This window comes from Phycicoccus sp. Soil802, assembly GCF_001429605.1.
In the GTDB taxonomy this organism is placed as follows: Bacteria; Actinomycetota; Actinomycetes; order Actinomycetales; family Dermatophilaceae; genus Pedococcus.
In genome coordinates this window covers 215,967-235,556 of the sequence record NZ_LMSS01000002.1, presented here as the reverse complement: position 1 = coordinate 235,556, position 19,590 = coordinate 215,967, and the positions used below count along the sequence as shown (strand labels likewise).

Annotated in this window: 19 protein-coding genes; 12 read left to right on the top strand and 7 right to left on the bottom strand. The window is 72.3% G+C overall.

Going from position 1 to position 19,590, the window contains the following annotated elements; translation table 11 throughout:
- The first annotated feature begins 159 nt into the window (after positions 1-159).
- Positions 160-1,578: an FGGY family carbohydrate kinase gene (locus ASG91_RS04575; RefSeq protein WP_056921442.1), complete on the top strand. Its 1,419-nt coding sequence runs from the start codon at positions 160-162 to the stop codon at positions 1,576-1,578.
- Between the two features lie 57 nt (positions 1,579-1,635).
- On the opposite strand, the gene ASG91_RS04570 is transcribed toward ASG91_RS04575, so the two are convergent.
- Positions 1,636-2,832 carry an MFS transporter gene (locus ASG91_RS04570; protein ID WP_056921441.1) on the bottom strand — a complete coding sequence of 399 codons (1,197 nt, stop codon included), beginning with the start codon at positions 2,830-2,832 and terminating at the stop codon, positions 1,636-1,638.
- A gap of 143 nt (positions 2,833-2,975) precedes the next feature.
- Here ASG91_RS04570 and ASG91_RS04565 point away from each other — a divergent pair, with 143 nt between their 5' ends.
- Both ASG91_RS04565 and ASG91_RS04560 read left to right on the top strand, forming a co-directional pair.
- Positions 2,976-3,431 (top strand): MarR family winged helix-turn-helix transcriptional regulator, encoded by a 456-nt coding sequence (locus ASG91_RS04565; protein WP_056921440.1) that lies wholly within the window; start codon positions 2,976-2,978, stop codon positions 3,429-3,431.
- 67 nt (positions 3,432-3,498) lie between these two features.
- A complete protein-coding gene (locus ASG91_RS04560; RefSeq protein WP_056921439.1) occupies positions 3,499-3,987 on the top strand; it encodes a cupin domain-containing protein in 489 nt (162 codons plus the stop codon).
- On the opposite strand, the gene ASG91_RS04555 is transcribed toward ASG91_RS04560, so the two are convergent.
- On the bottom strand, positions 3,972-5,492 hold the full coding sequence (locus tag ASG91_RS04555; RefSeq protein WP_056921438.1) for a CdaR family transcriptional regulator: 1,521 nt from the start codon (positions 5,490-5,492) through the stop codon (positions 3,972-3,974). The genes ASG91_RS04560 and ASG91_RS04555 overlap by 16 nt on opposite strands.
- Before the next feature lie 102 nt (positions 5,493-5,594).
- Between ASG91_RS04555 and ASG91_RS04550 the strand changes: the two genes are divergently transcribed.
- The 6 genes from ASG91_RS04550 (at position 5,595) to ASG91_RS04525 (ending at position 11,193) form a co-directional block, all read left to right on the top strand.
- Positions 5,595-6,863, top strand: a complete 1,269-nt coding sequence (locus tag ASG91_RS04550) for an FAD-binding oxidoreductase (RefSeq protein ID WP_056921437.1) — start codon at positions 5,595-5,597, stop codon at positions 6,861-6,863.
- Between the two features lie 159 nt (positions 6,864-7,022).
- The gene (locus tag ASG91_RS04545; RefSeq protein ID WP_056921436.1) at positions 7,023-7,322 is read left to right on the top strand and encodes a metal-sensitive transcriptional regulator; all 300 of its coding nucleotides are present in this window, start codon (positions 7,023-7,025) and stop codon (positions 7,320-7,322) included.
- Positions 7,323-7,354: 32 nt separating this feature from the next.
- On the top strand, positions 7,355-7,573 hold the full coding sequence (locus ASG91_RS04540) for a heavy-metal-associated domain-containing protein (RefSeq protein WP_056921435.1): 219 nt from the start codon (positions 7,355-7,357) through the stop codon (positions 7,571-7,573).
- Complete coding sequence (locus tag ASG91_RS04535) at positions 7,570-8,541, top strand: hypothetical protein (protein ID WP_056921434.1); 972 nt, start codon at positions 7,570-7,572, stop codon at positions 8,539-8,541. Before ASG91_RS04540 ends, ASG91_RS04535 begins: the two co-directional genes overlap by 4 nt.
- Positions 8,531-10,807, top strand: coding sequence for a cation-translocating P-type ATPase (locus tag ASG91_RS04530; RefSeq protein ID WP_056921433.1), 2,277 nt, complete (start codon positions 8,531-8,533; stop codon positions 10,805-10,807). Before ASG91_RS04535 ends, ASG91_RS04530 begins: the two co-directional genes overlap by 11 nt.
- Positions 10,808-10,827: 20 nt before the next feature.
- A complete protein-coding gene (locus ASG91_RS04525) occupies positions 10,828-11,193 on the top strand; it encodes a hypothetical protein (RefSeq protein WP_200961219.1) in 366 nt (121 codons plus the stop codon).
- Between the two features lie 83 nt (positions 11,194-11,276).
- Here ASG91_RS04525 and ASG91_RS04520 read toward each other — a convergent pair whose 3' ends face one another.
- The 4 genes from ASG91_RS04520 to ASG91_RS04505 all read right to left on the bottom strand — a co-directional run bounded on the left by ASG91_RS04520 (position 11,277) and on the right by ASG91_RS04505 (position 14,746).
- Positions 11,277-12,389: a lysylphosphatidylglycerol synthase transmembrane domain-containing protein gene (locus ASG91_RS04520; protein ID WP_056921432.1), complete on the bottom strand. Its 1,113-nt coding sequence runs from the start codon at positions 12,387-12,389 to the stop codon at positions 11,277-11,279.
- Between the two features lie 125 nt (positions 12,390-12,514).
- Entirely contained in the window at positions 12,515-12,865 is a 351-nt protein-coding gene (locus ASG91_RS04515; protein ID WP_056921431.1) for a UBP-type zinc finger domain-containing protein, read from the bottom strand.
- Between the two features lie 68 nt (positions 12,866-12,933).
- The gene (locus ASG91_RS04510; RefSeq protein ID WP_056921430.1) at positions 12,934-13,833 is read right to left on the bottom strand and encodes a hypothetical protein; all 900 of its coding nucleotides are present in this window, start codon (positions 13,831-13,833) and stop codon (positions 12,934-12,936) included.
- Positions 13,826-14,746, bottom strand: coding sequence for an amidohydrolase family protein (locus tag ASG91_RS04505; protein ID WP_235545403.1), 921 nt, complete (start codon positions 14,744-14,746; stop codon positions 13,826-13,828). The genes ASG91_RS04510 and ASG91_RS04505 overlap by 8 nt, the downstream gene beginning before the upstream one ends.
- Before the next feature lie 268 nt (positions 14,747-15,014).
- Between ASG91_RS04505 and ASG91_RS04500 the strand changes: the two genes are divergently transcribed.
- The 3 genes from ASG91_RS04500 to ASG91_RS04490 all read left to right on the top strand — a co-directional run bounded on the left by ASG91_RS04500 (position 15,015) and on the right by ASG91_RS04490 (position 18,962).
- Positions 15,015-15,485, top strand: a complete 471-nt coding sequence (locus ASG91_RS04500; protein ID WP_056921429.1) for a VOC family protein — start codon at positions 15,015-15,017, stop codon at positions 15,483-15,485.
- 162 nt (positions 15,486-15,647) lie between these two features.
- Positions 15,648-17,135 carry a DHA2 family efflux MFS transporter permease subunit gene (locus tag ASG91_RS04495; RefSeq protein WP_056921428.1) on the top strand — a complete coding sequence of 496 codons (1,488 nt, stop codon included), beginning with the start codon at positions 15,648-15,650 and terminating at the stop codon, positions 17,133-17,135.
- A 171-nt stretch (positions 17,136-17,306) separates the two neighbouring features.
- Positions 17,307-18,962: a glycoside hydrolase family 13 protein gene (locus ASG91_RS04490; RefSeq protein WP_371262030.1), complete on the top strand. Its 1,656-nt coding sequence runs from the start codon at positions 17,307-17,309 to the stop codon at positions 18,960-18,962.
- Between the two features lie 3 nt (positions 18,963-18,965).
- Here ASG91_RS04490 and ASG91_RS04485 read toward each other — a convergent pair whose 3' ends face one another.
- Positions 18,966-19,391, bottom strand: coding sequence for a VOC family protein (locus tag ASG91_RS04485; RefSeq protein ID WP_056921427.1), 426 nt, complete (start codon positions 19,389-19,391; stop codon positions 18,966-18,968).
- Between the last annotated feature and the right edge of the window lie 199 nt (positions 19,392-19,590).

Sequence of the window (19,590 nt, the reverse complement as noted above, 5' to 3'; positions counted from 1 at the left end):
CGTTTGCGCATCATCGCGCTCATCTGAGCGACAGTCAACCAGGCCCGGGATGTCGACGGAGGCGGTGACGGGCCGGGCGTGAGAGCCTGACCGGCACCACCAGCAGCGCATCTCGTGCCGACCCTACGGTCGCCCTGCCCGCCCGTCCCGGAGGCCTTCATGCCCGACGCCCCTCGCACCCTCGTCGCGGGTGTCGACTCGTCCACGCAGTCGACCAAGGTCGTCGTCTGCGACGCCGCGACCGGTGAGATCGTCCGCTCCGGACGGGCGCCGCACCCTGACGGCACGTCGGTGCACCCCGACCGGTGGTGGGACGCCTTCACCACGGCGACGGCCGACGGGCTGCTCGACGACGTCGCCGGCATCGCGGTCGGTGGGCAGCAGCACGGCATGTGCGCCCTCGACGAGTCCGGTGCGGTGGTGCGGGAGGCGTTGTTGTGGAACGACACCCGCTCCGCGCAGTCCGCCCGTGACCTCACCGACGAGCTGGGTGGGCCGCAGGAGTGGGTGCGCCGCACCGGGTCTGCCCTGGTCCCCAGCTTCACCGTGACCAAGGTGCGGTGGCTGGCCGAGCACGAGCCCGACAATGCCGCGCGGGTGCACGACGTGGTCCTCCCGCACGACTGGCTGACCGCGCAGATCCTCAAGCAGGGCAACGGCTTCGAGCGTTACACCACCGACCGCGGTGACGCCTCCGGCACCGGCTACTTCTCCAGCACCGACAACTCCTACCTCCCCGAGCTCCAGGAGCTCGCCCTCGGACGGGTCTTCGGGGTGCCCACAGTCCTGGGGCCCCACGAGGTCGCGGGCCGCACCGATCTCGGGATGGTCGTCGGACCCGGCACGGGCGACAACGCCGGGGCCGCGCTCGGGCTGGGGCTGCGCCCTGGCGACGTCGTGGTCTCCCTCGGCACCAGCGGCGCCGTCTTTGCCGATGCCGACCGGCCGGTGGCCGACCCCAACGGCCTGATCGCGTCGTTCGCGAGTGCGTCCGGCGGCCACCTGCCGCTGATGGCGACCCTCAACGCGGCCCGGGTGCTGACCGCTGCCGCCCAGCTGCTCGGCACCGACCTCGCCGGGCTCGACCGGCTCGCCCTCGCGGCCGCGCCCGGGGCGGGTGGGCTGACGCTGCTCCCCTACCTCGACGGCGAACGCAGCCCCAACCTGCCCGACGCCACCGGCACCCTCGGGGGCCTCACCCGCGCGAACGCCACCCCGGAGAACCTCGCCCGGGCCGCGGTGGAGGGGATGCTCGCCAACCTCGTCGCCGGGGTGGCCGACGTGCGGCGGCTCGGCCTGCCCGTCGAGCGCGTGGTGCTGATCGGCGGGGCCGCCGCCTCGGCCGCGGTGCGAGCCGTCGCGCCCGGCCTCTTCGGCGTGCCGGTCGCGATCCCGGAGCCCGGTGAGTACGTCGGGCTGGGCGCCGCCCGCCAGGCCGCGTGGGTGCTGGGCGGGGACGACCACCCGCCCGAGTGGGAGGTCAGGTACGAGGCCACCCTCGACCCACCCGTCACCGGCGAGGGCACCGCCGTCCTCGACCGCTACGCCACCCTGCTGGCCAGCCTCCACCCCTCCTGACCCGACCCACGAGCCGAGTCCTTGATGGGTTGACCACGCCCGGGTGGGGTCAACCCGTCAAAGACTCGCGGATGCCGCAGGCTCGAGGCGAGGCTCGGAGATGGCGGACGAGCGGAGGGCGAGGCGTTCGGCGACCAGCAGCACCACCAGGGCGCCGAGGCTGAGCGCGGCGCCGTCCCAGATGGTCGAGGCATAGCCGAGCCCTGCGGTGATGGTGAGCCCGCCGAGCCACGCACCTGCGGCGTTGCCGACGTTGAACGCCGCGATGTTGGCGCCGCTGGCCAGCGTCGGTGCCGAGCCGGCATACGTCATGATCCGCATCTGCAGCCCCGGCACGGTGGCGAACCCGAAGCCACCCATGAGCACCAGCCCCACCACGGCCAGGACCGGCGAGGAGGCGGTGAGCGCGAAGCCCCCCATCACGACAGTGAGCGTCGCGAGCACCACGGTGAGCGTGCCGGGGACCGAGCGGTCGGCCGCGCGTCCACCCACCCAGTTGCCGACGAAGAGGCCGACCCCGAAGAGCACCAGCAGCCACGGGACGGTGGAGGACGCGAAGCCGGACACCTCGGTGAGGGTGTAGGCGATGTAGGTGAAGGCGCCGAACATCCCGCCGAAGCCGAGCACGGTCACGAGCAGGGACAGCCACACCTGGCCCGACCGGAACGCCCCCAGCTCTCCGCGCAGCCCCGCGTCAGTGGCCGACACCGGCTGCGACGGCACGAGGGTGGCCATGCCGACGAGGGCGAGCACGCCGATCACGCTGATCGCCCAGAAGGTCGCGCGCCACCCGAGCTGTTGGCCGAGCAGGGTGCCGAAGGGCACGCCCAGCACGTTGGCCGTGGTCAGCCCGGCGAACATCATCGCGATCGCGCCGGCCTTCTTCTCCGGTGCGACCAGGCTGGCGGCGACGACCGAGCCGATGCCGAAGAACGCGCCGTGGGTCAGCGCCGCCAGGATCCGCCCGAGGAGCATCACCTCGTAGGTGGGGGCGTTCGCCGAGACGAGGTTGCCCGCGATGAAGAGCACCATCAGGGCGGTGAGCACGTGCTTGCGGTTGAACCGGGTGACCGCCGCGGTGAGGCCGATTGCCCCGAGGGCCACGCTCAGCGCATAGCCCGAGATCAGCCAGCCGGCCGCGGCCTCGTCGACGCCGTAGTCCGCCGCCACGTCGGGCAGCAGCCCCGCGATGACGAACTCGGTGAGCCCGATGCCGAAGCCCCCGATGGCGAGGGCGAGGAGTCCGAGGGGCATGTCGTGCCTTTCCGTGCGGTCGGAGTGTCGGGTCTCGTGGTCTCCGGGTTTCCCGAGCCGGTATGCCGCGTGTGCAACAACCAGCGTATGTTGCAAGATAGTTGCACGCGCGGGTTGTTGCAAATGCGGGTTATGATGCAGACATGGGAATCGCAGACGATGCCGTCGAGGTGCGCGCCCAGGGCTGGCGGACCCTCGCCGCGCTGCACGGGTTGATCGAGTCGGCGCTCGAGCGTGAGCTCACCAGCGCCCACGACCTGTCGGTGGTGGAGTTCACCGTGCTCGACGCCCTCTCCCGACAGGACGGCTGGCACATGCGGATGTCGCAGCTGGCCCGCGCGGCGGCACTGTCCAACAGTGCGACGACGCGCCTGGTCAACCGGCTCGAGGACCGCAAGCTGATCCGGCGGATCCTCTGCGCCGACGACCGTCGGGGCATCTACACCGAGCTCACCCGCTCCGGGGTCAAGCTCCTCGAGGCGGCCCGGCCGACGCATGACCGCGTGCTCGAGGACACCATCCGACAAGCCGAGCAGACCCCGGAGCTGGCTCCCCTCGTCGACGCGCTGCACCGGCTCCCGGCCGCCGTCGCGGTCTGACGCCGGCGCCGCCCCCGGCTGCGCGCACCCGTCGCGCGCTCGCGGCCGCCCGGGCAGGATGGCAGGCATGAGCTATCCACCGCCCCTCTACGACGGCACCACGGGTGAGGTCAGCGCGACCATCCGCCTGAGCGACGCGGAGCCGGATGTCCTCTACCCCAACGGAAACCGGGTGCACTACCTGTCGACCGGCGAGTCCACCGGACGGTTGTTCGGCCTCTACCGGTGGGAGTTCGCGGGGCCGCGGTCAGGCCCCGACTCGCACTTCCACAGGACCCTCGCCGAGTCCTTCTACGTGCTGTCCGGTGAGGTGAGCATCTTCGACGGCAAGGGCTGGAACACCACTCGTCCGGGTGACTACGTGCACGTGCCGCCGGGTGGGCTGCACGGGTTCCACAACGAGTCGGGCCCGGCGTCGATGCTGCTGCACTTCGCGCCCGGCGCCCCTCGCGAGGCCTACTTCGAGGGCCTCGCCCGGGTCGCCGCCGGCGAGACCATGACCGACCAGGAACGCGACGAGTTCATGCGCCACCACGACAACTACTGGAACGACTGACCGGCCGCGGCGAGCTGGAGTCGCACGGCGAGCCGCACGGTGGCGTCGTCGAGGTCGAGCCCAGCGAGGTCGGCGATGCGGGCCATCCGGTAGCGCATCGTGTTGGGGTGCACGTGGATCGAGCGCGCGGCGCTGGTGGGCGCACCGGGATGGTCCAGCCAGGCGGCCAGCGTGCGCAGGTAGTCACTGTGCTGCTCGGCGTCGTGTTCCCGCAGCACCGCGAGTGGGCCGAGGGGGGCTCCGACCAGCGTGCCCGCGGCCCGGGCGATGGTGACCTCGGCCCACACCTCCTCGTGCGCCGCCACGGCCACGGCCGGATCCACGACCCGGTCGGTCTCCTGCGCCTCACCGCGCGAGCGCTCCAGCTCCCCCGGTGCGTATGCCGGGCGGCCGGCCCGCGCGGTCAGCGCCAGCGACTCGGCACGGGCCTGCGCGACCACGCCGACCAGCCAGGCCCACGTCCCGGGTGACGTCTCGTCGCTGTCCCGCACCACGGCATACCCACGGCCGTCGAGGTCGGCGAGCAGCGGCTGGTTCCAGGCGTGCCGCCGGCAGACCGACTCCCAGAGGTCGAGCAGGCGCACCGGGTCACCCTCGCCGCCCAGGGCGACGACGCGCCACGGACCGGCCGGCAGCCAGTCGGCGGCGCCGCTGGTGTTGCCGGCCAGGACGCCGCGCAGGCGGTCGGCGGCGACCCGGCGGGACAGGTCGGCCTGGGCCCGCAGCCGGAGCAGGTGCAACGCCACCACCGAGGAGGTCTGGACCAGCTCGGTCACGAGGGCGGCCGGGGGGCGTTCCTCGACCACGGCCCAGATCGAGCCGAGCCACTCACCCCCCGCGCGCACGGGGATGACCAGGCGGGGCTTGGTGCCACCCGAGGCCGGGACGAAGACGGGCTCGGCGGACCGGGCGAGCCGGCGGAAGACGCCCTGTGCCCGCAAGGTCGCGAGCACCTCGTCGGGCACGCGGCGGCCGACGATGGTCGAGACGCGGGCCGGGTCGGTGAGGTCCTGCTTGGAGGAGTAGGCCAGCACCCGCGACTGGGCGTCCTCGATGGTGACGGGGGCGTCGACCAGGGCTGCGGCCGCGTCGGCGAGCGCGAACAGGTCGTCCTGCACGGGGGCGTCGGCACGGCGCCCGGGGCCCACGGCGGCGCGGTCGATGACCCCGCGGAGCAGCCAGACCAGGTGGGCCCACGACGCCTGCTCCGCGAGCTCGACGAGGGCGATCCCGCTGCGCCGGGCCCGGTCCCGGACGGTGCGTCGCCGGGCGATGCCACGCCGCAGCACGACGCCACCCGCACCCGCCTCGGCGGCCCGCCGCACGAGGTCGGCCGCCGACTCGGCCGACTCGACGCCGACGCCGAGGACGAGGTCGCCCGGCTGGCCCACGATCCCCTGGCCGGGCTCGGCGATGGTCAGGTCGTCGACCTCCGCACCCGGATGCGGCACCCCGAGGGTCAGCAGGCCCCCGAGGGTGGCCACGAGGTCGGTGACGGCGAGCACCTGCTCAGGGTGCTCCTGTTTGTGCTCCCGGCACAAGTCACGTCGTGGGATTCATGCGCCCGGCCCAAGGCGGCATACCGGCTGCGCTGTCACTCTCGATCTATGGCTCCCATCACTGCAGCAGGTCTCCCCGTCCCCCAGCGCGTCGCCGTCGTCGGCGCCGGCATGGTCGGTCTGTCGACCGCCTGGTTCCTCCAGGAGCACGGTGTGGAGGTGACCGTCCTCGACCGCGAGGGTGTCGCCGCAGGTTCGTCGTGGGGCAACGCCGGGTGGCTGACCCCCGGCATCGCGACGCCGCTGCCGGAGCCGGCCGTCCTGAAGTACGGGCTGCGCGCCGTGCTGTCGCCGAGCTCGCCGGTCTACGTGCCGCCGAGTGCCGACCCCAAGTTCCTCAAGTTCGTCACCGGGTTCACCAGGAACTCGACGATGAAGCAGTGGAAGAAGGCGATGGGCTCGCTCGTGCCGGTCAACGACCTGTCGCTCGAGAGCTTCGACCTCCTGCGTGACGGTGGCGTGCAGGCCGAGACCCGTGAGGCCAAGTCGTTCCTCGCGTCCTACCGCACCGAGGCCGAGCGGGTGACCCTGCTCGAGGAGATCGAGCACATCCACGCCGCCGGCCAGGACATCGAGTTCGACGCCCTCACCGGTGACCAGGCCCGCGCCATCGAGCCGAGCCTGTCCGACGAGATCGGCGCCGCGATCCTGCTCAAGGGCCAGCGCTTCATCGACCCGGGCACCTACGTGCACGCCCTCGCCGACTCGGTGCGGGCGCGCGGCGGCAAGATCATGGACGCCGCCACCGTCGCCGACATCCGCGACACCGGCACCGGCGTGGTCGTCACCACCGCGGAGGGCTCGGTCGAGGAGTTCGACGCCGCCGTCCTCGCGACCGGCGCCTGGCTCGGCAAGCTCGCGCGGCAGTTCGGCGTGAAGAACGTCGTGCAGGCCGGCCGCGGCTACTCCTTCTCGGTCGCCATCGACCACGTGCCCAACGGCCCGGTCTACTTCCCCGCCCAACGGGTTGCCTGCACGCCGATCGGTGACCGCCTCCGCGTCGCCGGGATGATGGAGTTCCGCAAGCCCGAGGCCGCGCTCGACCAGCGCCGCATCCAGGCCATCGCCGAGGCCGCCCGCCCGCTCCTGCGCGGCGCCGACCTCGACAACCGCCAGGACGAGTGGGTCGGCTCGCGCCCCTGCACCGTCGACGGCCTGCCGCTGATCGGTGCCACGAAGTCGCCGCGCGTCTTCGCCGCCGGTGGCCACGGCATGTGGGGCATCACCCTCGGCCCGGTCACCGGTCGCCTCCTCGCCGAGACGATGGTCACCGGCAAGCAGGTCGAGCAGCTCAAGCCGTTCGACCCGATGCGCTGACGACCCTGCAAGGGACCTCCGCGAGGAACCTTTGCTAGCAAGGACTGCTGGATGGCGGACAGGTTGGAACCTGTCCSCCATCCACTTTTGTTTGCTAGCAAAGGTTCCTGTGAGGGGGCAGGGGGTTGACTGGATACCATAGGGGGGTATGGTGTCTTTATGGCTGACACCGAGACGCACCACGGGTACCACGACCAGAAGGACAGCCACCTCAAGCGGCTGCGCCGGGTCGAGGGGCAGGTCCGCGGCCTCCAGCGGATGGTCGAGGAGGACAAGTACTGCATCGACATCCTCACCCAGGTGTCGGCCGCCACCAAGGCGCTGCAGTCGTTCTCGCTGGAGCTGCTGGAGGAGCACCTGGAGCACTGCGTGGTCGACGCCGCGCGCCGCGGCGGTCCCGAGGCCCAGGACAAGGTCCGCGAGGCCTCCGACGCGATCGCCCGGCTCGTCCGGTCCTGACCCGACCACCCTGACACCCAAGGAGCACCCCCATGAGCACCCAGAACTTCGACGTCGTCGGACTCACCTGCGGCCACTGCGCGAGCGCCGTCACCGAGGAGCTCAGCGCCCTCGACGGCGTGTCCGGCGTGACCGTCGACCTCGTCGCGGGCGGCACCTCGGCCGTCAGCGTCGAGACCTCACGCGAGCTCACCCCTGCTGAGGTCGCCGCGGCCCTCGACGAGGCGGGCGACTACAGCCTGGCGACGTGAACGCCGTCACCCGCGTCGCCGCCTTCGGCGCCGGGGTCGCCGTGGCGTTCGGAGCCGCCTTCGGCATCGGTCGCGTCGCCGACCTCGGTGTGCCGGGTGCCGACCGAGCCGCCGACCGCACCTCCGCGACCGGGGCACCGAACGCAGCCGGCCACGGCCACGGCGGGGCGGTCGCGACCAGCCCGGCTGCCGACCACGGTGCCGCCGCGAGCGGGGACGCCGCGGCCGAGGCGGTCCCGGGCGGCCTGCAGGTCGCGCAGGACGGCTACCGGCTGGTCCTCGACCACCCCGTCGCCGAACCCGTCGACGACGGCGCGCTGAGCTTCCGCATCCTCGGTCCGGACAACCAGCCCCTGCGCAGCTACACGACGACGCACGACAAGGACCTGCACCTCATCCTGGCGCGGCGCGACCTGAGCGGCTTCGCCCACCTGCACCCGCGGCTCGACCACAACGGCACCTGGTCCGTGCCGACCAGCCTGGCGCCGGGCAGCTGGCGCGTCTTCGCCGACTTCGACCCCGCCGGTGCGGTCGCGCCGCTCACGCTGGGCGCCGACCTGCTGGTGTCCGGCACCCTGACGCCCACTCCCCTGCCGGTGCCGGCGACCACGGCAGTCGTGGACGGCTACACCGTCACGCTCGACGGCACGCTGACCCCGGGCCACGACTCCCGGCTCACGCTGTCGGTGAGCCGGGACGGCACCCCGGTGACCGACCTGCAGCCCTACCTCGCGGCATACGGGCACCTCGTGGCCCTGCGCCAGGGCGACCTGGCGTACCTGCACGTCCACCCGGACGGCGCCCCCGGCGACGGCCGCACGGAGCCGGGGCCGGCGATCGTGTTCCACACCACCGCCCCGAGCGACGGCACCTACCGGCTGTACCTCGACTTCAAGCACGACGGCGTCGTGCGGACCGCCGAGTTCACCGTCACTGCTGGGCAGGAGGCGCCGGCTCATGGCCATTGACACCACCGCCGCGCCCGGGCCCGTCGAGGCGGACTCGGTCGAGCTCGTCATCGGGGGCATGACCTGCGCCTCCTGCGCGACGCGGATCGAGAAGAAGCTCAACAAGATCGAGGGCGTCACGGCCACCGTCAACTACGCCACCGAGAAGGCGAAGGTCAGCTTCCCGGCCACGGTCTCGACCGACGACCTCCTCGCGACGGTCGAGCGCACCGGCTACACGGCGTCCCTCCCGGTCGTCGCCCGCGCCGACGCGGCCGCCGGCCCCGGGGCCGAGACCGACCCCACCGCCCTGCTCCGTCAGCGGCTGCTCGTCTCGGTGGCCCTCGCCGTGCCCGTCGTCGTGCTGGCGATGGTGCCGGCGTGGCAGTTCGACTACTGGCAGTGGGCCTCCCTCGTCCTGGCCGCGCCAGTGGTCGTGTGGGGTGGCTGGCCGTTCCACCGGGCCGCGTGGACCAACCTGCGGCACGGGCAGACGACGATGGACACCCTCGTGTCGGTCGGCACGCTGGCGGCGTTCGGCTGGTCGCTCTACGCGCTGTTCCTCGGCACGGCAGGCGTCCCGGGGATGACCCACCCGTTCCGGTTCACGCTCGAACGCGCCGACGGCGCCGGCAACATCTACCTCGAGGCAGCGGCCGGCGTCACCGCCTTCCTCCTGGCCGGGCGCTATGCCGAGGCCCGCGCCAAGCGGAGCTCCAGCGCGGCGTTGCGGGCGCTGCTCGAGCTCGGGGCCAAGGACGTCGCGGTGCTGCGCGGCGAGGGAGACGACGCCCGCGAGGAGCGGATCCCGGTCGAGCAGCTCGTCGTCGGCCTGCGGTTCGTCGTGCGCCCGGGCGAGAAGATCGCCACCGACGGGACCGTCGAGCACGGGACCTCGGCCGTCGACGCCTCGATGGTGACGGGTGAGTCCGTGCCGGTCGAGGTCGGTCCCGGCGACTCTGTCGTCGGCGCCACCGTGAACGCCGGGGGCCGCCTGGTCGTCCGGGCCACGCGGGTCGGCGCCGACACCCAGCTCGCCCAGATGGCGACGCTGGTCGAGGACGCGCAGAACGGCAAGGCGCAGGTGCAGCGGCTCGCCGACCGCGTCTCGGGCGTCTTCGTGCCCGTCGTGATCCTCCTGGCGGCGGCCACCCTGGGCTTCTGGGTGGGCACCGGCGCCGGCTGGACCGCTGCCTTCACCGCCGCCGTCGCCGTGCTGATCATCGCCTGCCCATGCGCCCTCGGGCTGGCGACGCCGACCGCCCTCATGGTCGGCACCGGCCGCGGCGCCCAGCTCGGCCTGCTGATCCGCGGGCCCGAGGTGCTCGAGTCCACCCGCCAGGTCGACACCGTGCTGCTCGACAAGACCGGCACCGTGACGACCGGTCGGATGTCACTCACCGACGTGGTGCCCGCCGACGGCGAGGACGCGGCCGAGGTGCTCCGCCTGGCCGGTGCAATCGAAGACGCCTCCGAACACCCCGTCGCGCGCGCCGTCGCCGAAGCCGCCCTCGCGGCCGGCGCACTGCCCGGGGTCGAGGGGTTCGCCAACAGCGAGGGGCTCGGCGTCTCGGGGAGCGTGTCGGGGCACGCGGTCCTCGTGGGCCGGCCACGGATGCTCACCGAGCGCGCGGTGGCCGTCCCCGACGACCTCAGGTATGCCGTGGAGTCGGCCCACCAACGCGGCGCGACCGCCGTCGTGGTCGCGTGGGACGGGCTGGCCCGGGGCGTGCTCGTCGTGTCCGACATGGTGAAGGAGAGCTCGGCGGCCGCCGTGGCGCAGCTTCGTGCGCTGGGGCTGCACCCGATCCTCCTGACCGGGGACAACGAGGCCGCCGCGCGGTCGGTGGCTGACCAGGTCGGCATCGACGAGGTGGTCGCCGACGTGCTGCCGCAGGAGAAGGTCGAGGTCGTCCGGCGCCTCCAGCAGCAGGGCCGCACGGTCGCGATGGTCGGCGACGGCGTCAACGACGCGGCCGCGCTGGCGCAGGCCGACCTCGGGCTGGCGATGGGCACCGGGAGCGACGTGGCGATCCAGGCCAGCGACCTCACCCTGGTCCGAGGCGACCTGCGCTCGGCCCCCGACGCGATCCGGCTGGCCCGTCGCACCCTGGGCATCATCCGCGGCAACCTGTTCTGGGCCTTCGCCTACAACGTCGCCGCGATCCCCCTGGCCGCGCTCGGCCTGCTCAGCCCGATGATCGCCGGTGCCGCCATGGCTCTCTCGTCGGTCTTCGTCGTGACCAACAGCCTCCGCCTGCGCGGGTTCACGTCCACCAGCCCGTGAGCCGGTGCGAGGATCGGGATGTGAGTGCCGACCTGCGAGCCCTGCTGCAGTCCTCGCTGCTGCCCGCGATGCGGGTGGGCGACAAGGACACCGTGTCCGTGGTGCGGGCCGCCCTCGCTGCGATCGCGAACGCCGAGGCCGTGCCGGTCGACGACGCCGCGCCGCTCACCGATGGCCCGATCGCCGGTGCGGCCGTCGGGCTGGGCGCCACGGAAGCCCCACGGCGAGAGCTGAGCCAGGACGAGGTCCGCCAGATCGTCGAGCGCGAACGGCAGGACCGGATCCACGCCGCGGAGGAGTCGGAGGCCGGCGGGCTCGGGGAGTATGCCGCGCGGCTGCGGACCCAGGCCGCCGTCCTCGCGTTCCTCCTCGAGCGAACCGCCTGACTGGTCCCACCCGGGGGTCTTTGATGGCTTGACCACGCCCTGGTGGGGTCAAGCCATCAAAGACCCGAGCGTGCGGGGGTCCGTCAGGCCGCGAGGGCAAGGCTGCGGCGGCGGAGTGACCAGGCCAGCATCGACAGCCCGCCGACCGGGATCTCCATGCCGAAGATGAACGCGCGGTAGAGCAGGACGCCCGCGGCAGCGGTGGCCGGCTCGCCGTGGAACGCCACGAGCACCCCGGTCATCCCGAGCTCGACGATGCCGGTGGCCCCGGGGGTGATCGCCGCCATGGTCAGGATCCGCTCCACCGCGAAGGCCGCACCCACGATGGCGGGGTGCACGTCGGCGCCCACCACCCGCAGGCAGGCCCAGAGCAGCACGGCCTGCAGCGCGGCATACGCGAGCTTGCCGCCGACCATCCGCCCCCAGCCTGCGGCGACGAGCCCGGCGCTCTCGCGGCGGAACGACGCGGCGCGCTCGGCGTACCCCTCGTCGGCCTTGGGCAGGAAGTGGACGCGGGCCACGACGCGGTCGGCGACCCGGCCGAGCCACCGCACCGCGCGGTCGTCGCGGGCCACCAGCCAGACGGCGGCGATGCTTGCGGTGAGCAGGCCGAGCCCGACGTAGGCGGCGGTACTGACGCTGCTCGACACCTCGACCCCCGCGACGCCCAGCCAGACGAGCGCGAGCCCCGGCAGGACGAACTTGAGGAGGGTGTCGACGAGGTTGGTCAGGACGGCCCACCGCGCGAAGGCCGGGGACTCGAAGCCCCACGACCGCGCCATCCGCCAGTTCGCGACCGTGCCGGCGGCGCCACCGAGGGGCAGCAGGTTGGAGACGAACGAGCCGGTGAGGTTGAGCATCAGCGCCCTGCGGTGCGACAGCCCAGGGAGGGCTGCGGTGAGCGCGGGGGTCTGCACCCAGAGCCCGGCCAGCCAGAGGACGGTGAGGACCGCGAGCTGGCCGACGGTCAGGCCCTTGAGCGCGGTCGCGATGTCGGCCCACTCGGCGCCGGCCACCTTGGGCAGGGCCAGCGCGACGATGCCGGTTGCGAGCGCGCCCGTCACGAGCAGCTTGGCGGCCCCCCGCCCGCCGCGTCCTCCCCCAGGAGCGCGGCGGGCGAGCCGACCCCGCGCGGTCACCGGCCGCAGTGGTGCGGTCAGTGCCGTGGGCGGGATCAGCTCGGTCTGGAGGGCCATGAGTCAACCGTCCCGGCTCAGGGCACCCCCGTACATGGGGGCAGATACCCAGATCGACCCTCGGTGTGACTAGTCACTCTCAGGGTCAACCCTGAGGCGACGGTGTGGCGCGGCTGTCCTCGCGGCTAGTGGATGTGGCTCTGCCAGTCGGCCGGGACGCGCCCCGCCGGACCCGGGGTGGGCTGGTCCTCGGGATGGCTCTGCGGGTCGGCCAACCGTGGGCCGCGGAAGCCCCGCTCGCGGGCGAAGTCCCAGAACCAGTCCTCCCCCGGCTCGAAGCTGGCCATCACCGGGTGGCCGGTCTCCTCGAAGTGGTGGCTCGCGTGCTGGCTCGGCGACGAGTCGCAGCACCCGATGTGTCCGCACTGCGCGCACCGACGCAGGTGGACCCACCAGCCTTGCACCGCAAGGCATTCCACGCATCCGGTCCCGCTCGGCTCGACCTCCGGGTCGATCCCCACCTGCTCCTGCGCCATCTGGCCACCTCCGTCCGGCCAAGGTACCCGCCATCGCGGTCGGTCGCGTCCCGAGCAGCCGTCGGCGGTCAGCCGTCCGACCGTGCCCGGTCGAGTGCCTCCTGCGCGGTGTGCCGGGTGGCCTCGGCGGCCTTGCGCGCCCGGACCGCGTCGGTCACCGCCTCGAGCGCCCGCTCGTCGGCCTCGCGGGCCTTGGCCAGCTGGCGCTCGACGACCGCCAGCCGTTCGCGGGTCTCCTCCGCTCGCTCCCGGGCCCGGGTGACGTCGGACTCCGCTGCGGCGAGCTGCTTCTCGGCCTGCTCGAGCGCCGCGCGGAGCTGCTCCTCGTCGGCCTCGTCGCCCGCGTCCTCCGCGTCCGCCTCGTCGCGGCTGTCGGGTCGGTCGCCGCGGGCGGACCTGGCACCACCTCCGCCTCCCGGCACCACGGAGAGGATCGCGCCCGACGTGGTGCGGACGACCGCCTCGGCGAGGTCCACCTCACCGAAACCGCTGTAGGACAACGTCCGCGCGAGCTGACCGGACGCCACGGCCGCCATCGCCTGCTCGTCGGCGAGGGCGGCGATCGCCGTCGCCCGCACGTCCTGCTGCGCCGCCGCACTGCAGGTGCGTCCCGCGTCGGCGACGAGCTGCACCGTCGTCCGCACGACCTCCTCGAGCAGCCGGTCACGCTCGGGGCGCAACGAGGTCAGGGTGTCGGTGTCGAGCCGACCCTGGGCAGCGCGCATCCGACCGCCCAGGTCGGCCAGGCCGTCCACGAGGTCCGGCGCCTCCCGGGCCAGGAGGTTGACCGCCCAGGCAGCGAGGCTGGGTTTGCGCAGGGTGCCGATCTCCTTGGCCACGGCGGGGTCGCCGTCCGCCTTCTCGACGGTGACCAGGCGCTTGCGCTCGCTCATGAACTCCTCGGGCGGCACGGCATACAGACTGCGCAGGGCCGCGGCGAGCGCGCCGGCGTCGGGGACGTCAGGCATCGTCGACCTCCAACCGGAGGAGTCGGGCGCCGTTGTGCCACAACACTTTCCGCATCCACTCGTCGCCAAGGCCGAGCCGGTGCAGGGCCTCGACCTGGTGGGCGTAGGGGTAGGGGATGTTGGGGAAGTCGGAGCCGAGGACGACCCGGTCACCGAGGGCGCCGAGCCGTTCGACGTAGGACGGCGACAGGGGGGCGAACCGGTTGCTGAAGTCGGTGCCGGCCATCGTCGTGTCGAGGTGCACGCGCGGGAACTGCTCGACGAGGTCGGCGAACGCGTCGTACTCCCCCATGCCGAGGTGGGCCACCACCAACGTCAGCCGTGGGTGGCGGTCGAGGACTGCCGCGACGGCCTTCGGCCCGGTGTAGGCGCCCTCCTTCGGCGCCGACCCCGCGTGCAGGACGACCGGCACACCGGCCCGCTCCAGCGCGTCCCAGGCCGGGTCGAGCAGCGGGTCGTCCGGGCTGTAGCCACCGACCTGCACATGCATCTTGAACAGCCGCGCCCCCGACTCCAGCGAGCGCTGCACCTGCTCGCCCACGCCGGGCTCGGGGAAGAGCGTGGCGCAGTGCACCGCGCCGTCGACTCGGGTCGCGAAGTCGGCGCACCAGTCGTTGAGCCACTGCGCCATGCCGGCCTTGTGGGGGTAGGCGAGGGCGGGGATGGCACGGACCCCGAGCGCGCGCAGCGTCGCGATCCGGGTGGGCTCGTCGTCGCGGTAGTGGATCGGCCACGGCTGACCGTAGTGCTCCTGCGCCTGGTCGAAGTAGGCCCACACCTTCGCGAGCACCGGCTCGGGCAGGAAGTGCACGTGGATGTCGGCGAGTCCGGGCAGCCCCAGCGCGCGCCAGTATGCCGGGACGTCGGCGTCGGAGCGCGGTGCCGTGAGCAGCGACGGAGGTGACGGGGCCACGGTGGCGACGCTACGGCATACCCGGGCTCTGGCTCCGATCTCTGCCGGGACGCGGACGGACCGCCGAACGTGTCCAGCCAGGGGCCGTCACCCTCTGACCCCACATACGTCTCACTGCCCGGAGGATCCGCAAGTGCCCCCTCAGCGAGGAGTGTCGTCATGAGTGCGCATCCGAGGCGAAGCTGACCGCGCGATGAGTTCCGGGGCCGGTGGCGGTCTATCCCACACCAGTCATACCCGACCCACCCCCGACCCTGAGGAGCACGCCATGCCACGCCAGTACGTCTGTCTCTGGTTCGACCGCCAGGCGGAGGACGCCGCGACCTTCTACACCTCGGTGTTCCCAAACTCCTCCATCGGCACCGTCGCCCGCTACCCCGACGACAGCGGGGAGCGGGCTGGGGAGGTGCTGACCGTCGCGTTCGAGCTCGACGGGGTCCCCTACGTCGGGCTCAACGGCGGGCCCCAGTTCACCTTCGACGAGGCCATCTCGATCACCGTCGACTGCGCGGACCAGGCGGAGATCGACCACTACTGGGACGCGCTGACGGCAGACGGCGGCGAGGAGGGACCGTGCGGCTGGCTCAAGGACAAGTTCGGGTTGTCGTGGCAGATCGTGCCGCAGGACTGGGACGCGATCTTCTCCACCGACCCCGACCGCGCGGCCCGCGTCTTCGCCGCGATGATGACGATGAAGAAGCTCGACATCGCCGCGCTCGAGGCGGCCGGCGACGCCTGACCCCCTCCCACCTGCAGCGATACATCACGCGGAGAAATCCACGTGTCGACTGTCGGTCAGCGGGTCTAGGCTTTTTCGTGCGTCACGCAACGGAGCGGGGGGCGCGACCACACGCTTGAACCATCTGCCTGTCAGCTCAGGCCAGTTCCGAGAGGACTCCCAGTGTCAGCACCTGCCACGACACCCGTGGAATACCCCGAGAAGATCGACGCTGCCGTCCTCAAGGTGGCCGGCGTCGTGGTCCTCGGAGCGATCATGTCGATCCTCGACATCACCGTCGTCAACGTCGCGCTGCGCACGTTCCAGACGGCCTTCGGTGGCGAGCCACTCGCCTACTCCAGCGTCGCGTGGACGGTGACCGGCTACACGCTCGCGCTCGCGACCGTGATCCCGCTGTCCGGCTGGGCGGCCGACCGGTTCGGCACCAAGCGCCTCTACATGCTGGCGATCCTGTTGTTCACCCTCGGCTCGGTCCTGTGCGCCGCGGCCACGTCCATCGGCATGCTGATCGGCTTCCGCGTCCTGCAGGGCCTGGGCGGCGGCATGCTCATGCCGCTCGGCATGACGATCATGACCCGTGCCGCCGGCCCCGCCCGGATGGGCCGCCTGATGGCCATCCTCGGCGTGCCGATGCTGCTCGGCCCGATCTTCGGCCCGATCCTCGGCGGCTGGCTGATCGACCACTTCAGCTGGCACTACATCTTCTTGATCAACGCGCCGATCGGGCTCATCGCGCTGATCTACGCCCAGTTCGCGCTGGCCAAGGACAACCCGCAGCCGTCCGAGTCGTTCGACTTCGTCGGCATGCTGATGATGAGCCCGGGCCTGGCGTTGTTCCTCTACGGCGTCTCGTCGATCCCCGGCGAGGGCGGCATCGGCCACGCCAAGGTGCTTATCCCGGGCTTCGTCGGCCTGGCCCTGATGGTGACGTTCGTGCTCTACAGCTTCCGGCCCAAGCACCCCCTCCTCGACCTGCGCCTGTTCAAGAACCGCAACCTCACCGTCTCGGTCATCACCATGTTCATCTTCGCGGCGTCGTTCTTCGGTGGCCTGCTGCTCGTGCCGCAGTTCCTCCAGCAGGTCCAGGGTGAGACGCCGCTCAACGCGGGCTGGCTGGTCGCGCCCCAAGGCGTCGGCGCCATGCTCACCATGCCGATCGCGGGCACGTTGGTCGACAAGTTCCCGGTCGGGCGGATCGTGCCGTTCGGACTCGTCCTCATCATCGGCGGCATGTTCGCGCTGACCCAGATCGAGGCGGACTCCTCGCACTGGGGCTTCCTCATCCCGGTGCTGTTCGTGATGGGGCTCGGCATGGGCGGCACGATGATGCCGATCTTCACCACCGCCCTGAAGACGCTGACCCACCACGAAGTCGCCCGCGGGTCGACGCTGCTCAACATCACCCAGCAGATCGCGAGCTCGGTGGGGGTGGCGCTGTTCTCGGTCGTCCTCACGAACGCCCTCAAGGACAACCCACCGACCAGCCCGGCGCAGGCGCCGGTCGCGGCCGCGAGTGCGTTCGCGCACACCTACTGGTGGGCCGCCATCCTGGTGAGCCTCACCCTCATCCCCGCGTACTTCCTGCCCCGCAAGCGGGAGGCCTCGCACCTGCTCGACGAGCAAGGGGTGCCTCCGGTGGTGGTCCACTGACGGTGGACCTCCTGCGCCGGGTCCGCGAGGACCTCGGCATCCCGCTCATCGGCGTCCGACCCATCGGGTCGGGCGCCGATGCGCGTGGTGCGCTGGTCACCGGTGCGGCCGCCCGCAGGACCGCTCGGTCTCACCCTGTCGGAAGCCGCTGCAGGGCACTAGGTTCGGCGTGTGGCACTCGACGAGGAGCCGGGCACGCCAGAGGCTTGGTGGCGCACCGCCGTGATGTATCAGGTGTACCCGCGCAGCTTCGCCGACGGGAACGGTGACGGAGAGGGCGACCTCCCGGGCCTGCGGGCCAAGCTCCCCTACCTCGCCGACCTCGGCGTGGACGGATTGTGGATCTCCCCGTGGTTCCCCTCGCCGATGGCGGACGGGGGCTACGACGTCAGCGACTTCCGCGGCATACACCCGATGTTCGGCACCCTCGACGACGCCGACGCGGTGCTGCGCGAGGCGCGGGATCTGGGCCTGCGGGTCATCATCGACCTGGTCCCCAACCACACGTCCGACCAGCACCCCTGGTTCCTCGAGGCGCTGGCCGCCGCACCGGGATCCGCCGAGCGGGCCCGCTACTTCTTCCGCGACGGGCGCGGCGACTCCGGCGAGGAGCCCCCGAACAACTGGATCAGCGCGTTCGGCGGGCCGGCCTGGTCACGGATCACCGAGCCCGACGGCTCACCGGGCCAGTGGTACCTGCACCTCTTCGCGCCCGAGCAGCCCGACCTCGACTGGAGCAACGAGGCGGTGCTGGACGACTTCGACGACGTGCTGCGGTTCTGGTTCGACCGCGGGGTCGACGGGCTGCGGATCGACGCGGCGCCGGCGATGTCGAAGAAGGCCGGACTGCCCGACGCCGACTACGGCGGGGTGCTGCAGTTCCGGACCGTGGACTGGGACGACAACCCGCACTGGGACGTCGACACCGTGCACGACATCTTCCGGCGCTGGCGGGCGATCGCCGACACCTATGACGGCGACCGGGCCTTCGTCGCCGAGGCCGTGGTCAGCACGCCCGAACGGCTGGCCGCCTACCTGCGCCCCGACGAGATGCACACCGCCTTCAACTTCCCCTACCTCAAGGGACCCTGGGAGGCCGGGCCGCTGCGCGACGTCATCGACGCGACGCTGTCGTCGTTCGCACCGATCGGGGTGCCGTCGACCTGGGTGCTGACCAGCCACGACGAGACCCGTCCGGTGACCCGCTACGGCCGCACGACGACGAGCTCGTACTTCATCTCCGACGGCGCCGGCGAGGTCTCCGACCTGGCCCTGGGCACCCGTCGCGCCCGGGCCGCGGCGATGCTCATGCTCGCGCTGCCCGGAGGCGCCTATGTCTACCAGGGCGAGGAGCTCGGTCTCCCGAACGTCGACGACCTGCCGGACGAGGTGCTCCAGGACCCGATGTTCCTGCGCAGCGGCGGCGAGATGCGGGGCCGGGACGGCTGCCGGGTGCCGCTGCCGTGGAGCGGGCAGGAACCGCCGTTCGGGTTCTCGCCCGAGGGCGTGACGCCGTGGCTGCCGCAGCCCGAGTCGTGGCGCGACCTCACGGTCGAGGCCCAGGAGGGCGACGCCACGTCGATGCTGACCCTCTACCGCGACGTGCTGCGACTGCGCCGCGAGACCCCCGGCCTGTATGCCGCCGGGCTGGCCTGGCGCGAGTCGGCGCCGGACGTCCTCGACTTCGACCGCGACGACGCCTTGCGCTGCGTCGTCAACCTGTCCACGGAGCCCGTGGACGTGCCGGCCGACCGCGTGCTGCTGTCCAGCATCCCGCTCGAGGACGGTCAGCTGCCGCCCGATGCGACCGCCTGGCTCCGCCCCTGACCCTCAGCCGTCGGACTCGGGGCGGGCGCCGGCGATGTTGACCATCCAGCCGATCCCGAACTGGTCGGCGCACATGCCGAACTCGTCGCCCCACATCTGCTGCTCGAGCGGCACCTGGACCTGGCCGCCGTCGGAGAGCTTGTCCCAGTAGCCGTGCAGCTCGTCGGGGTCGTCGCCGGAGAGGCTGACGGCGATGTTGCTGCCGGGGTTGTGGTCCATGCCCGGCGGGGTGTCGGCGGCCATGATCGTGTAGCCGCTCGGCGTCTCCAGCTGGCCGTGCATGATGCCGTCGGCACCGGGCTGGCTGGGGTCGCCGTACTCGCCGAAGGTGCTGACGGTGAGGTCGCCACCGAAGACGCCCTGGTAGAACTCGAGCGCCGCGCGGGCGTTGTCCTTGAACTGGATGTAGGGGTTGAGGCGAGAGGCCATCGCGTGCTCCTGGGTCCGTCGTGGAGTGGATGACTCGCACGATAGACCCGGCCGGTGACGGCGTCAGGGGGTCAGGGCAGCCACCAGACGGCCCGCGGGCGCCGGCCGTCACACCTCACCCCAATGGCCGAGGACAGCCTCGAGCGTGCGTGGACAATGAGAAACATGGCCATGGGGAGCCCACCACCCGCCAGCTGTC

What these genes read in the sequence shown, in the direction of transcription:
- ASG91_RS04520 (WP_056921432.1), bottom strand. Translation starts at nt 12,389, where the DNA reads ATGGCCCTCCAGACCGAGCTGATCCCGCCCACGGCACTGACCGCACCA.
- ASG91_RS04550 (WP_056921437.1), top strand. Translation starts at nt 5,595, where the DNA reads ATGGCTCCCATCACTGCAGCAGGTCTCCCCGTCCCCCAGCGCGTCGCC.
- ASG91_RS04500 (WP_056921429.1), top strand. Translation starts at nt 15,015, where the DNA reads ATGCCACGCCAGTACGTCTGTCTCTGGTTCGACCGCCAGGCGGAGGAC.
- ASG91_RS04540 (WP_056921435.1), top strand. Translation starts at nt 7,355, where the DNA reads ATGAGCACCCAGAACTTCGACGTCGTCGGACTCACCTGCGGCCACTGC.
- ASG91_RS04570 (WP_056921441.1), bottom strand. Translation starts at nt 2,832, where the DNA reads ATGCCCCTCGGACTCCTCGCCCTCGCCATCGGGGGCTTCGGCATCGGG.
- ASG91_RS04485 (WP_056921427.1), bottom strand. Translation starts at nt 19,391, where the DNA reads ATGGCCTCTCGCCTCAACCCCTACATCCAGTTCAAGGACAACGCCCGC.
- ASG91_RS04565 (WP_056921440.1), top strand. Translation starts at nt 2,976, where the DNA reads ATGGGAATCGCAGACGATGCCGTCGAGGTGCGCGCCCAGGGCTGGCGG.
- ASG91_RS04545 (WP_056921436.1), top strand. Translation starts at nt 7,023, where the DNA reads ATGGCTGACACCGAGACGCACCACGGGTACCACGACCAGAAGGACAGC.
- ASG91_RS04575 (WP_056921442.1), top strand. Translation starts at nt 160, where the DNA reads ATGCCCGACGCCCCTCGCACCCTCGTCGCGGGTGTCGACTCGTCCACG.
- ASG91_RS04530 (WP_056921433.1), top strand. Translation starts at nt 8,531, where the DNA reads ATGGCCATTGACACCACCGCCGCGCCCGGGCCCGTCGAGGCGGACTCG.
- ASG91_RS04510 (WP_056921430.1), bottom strand. Translation starts at nt 13,833, where the DNA reads ATGCCTGACGTCCCCGACGCCGGCGCGCTCGCCGCGGCCCTGCGCAGT.
- ASG91_RS04515 (WP_056921431.1), bottom strand. Translation starts at nt 12,865, where the DNA reads ATGGCGCAGGAGCAGGTGGGGATCGACCCGGAGGTCGAGCCGAGCGGG.
- ASG91_RS04560 (WP_056921439.1), top strand. Translation starts at nt 3,499, where the DNA reads ATGAGCTATCCACCGCCCCTCTACGACGGCACCACGGGTGAGGTCAGC.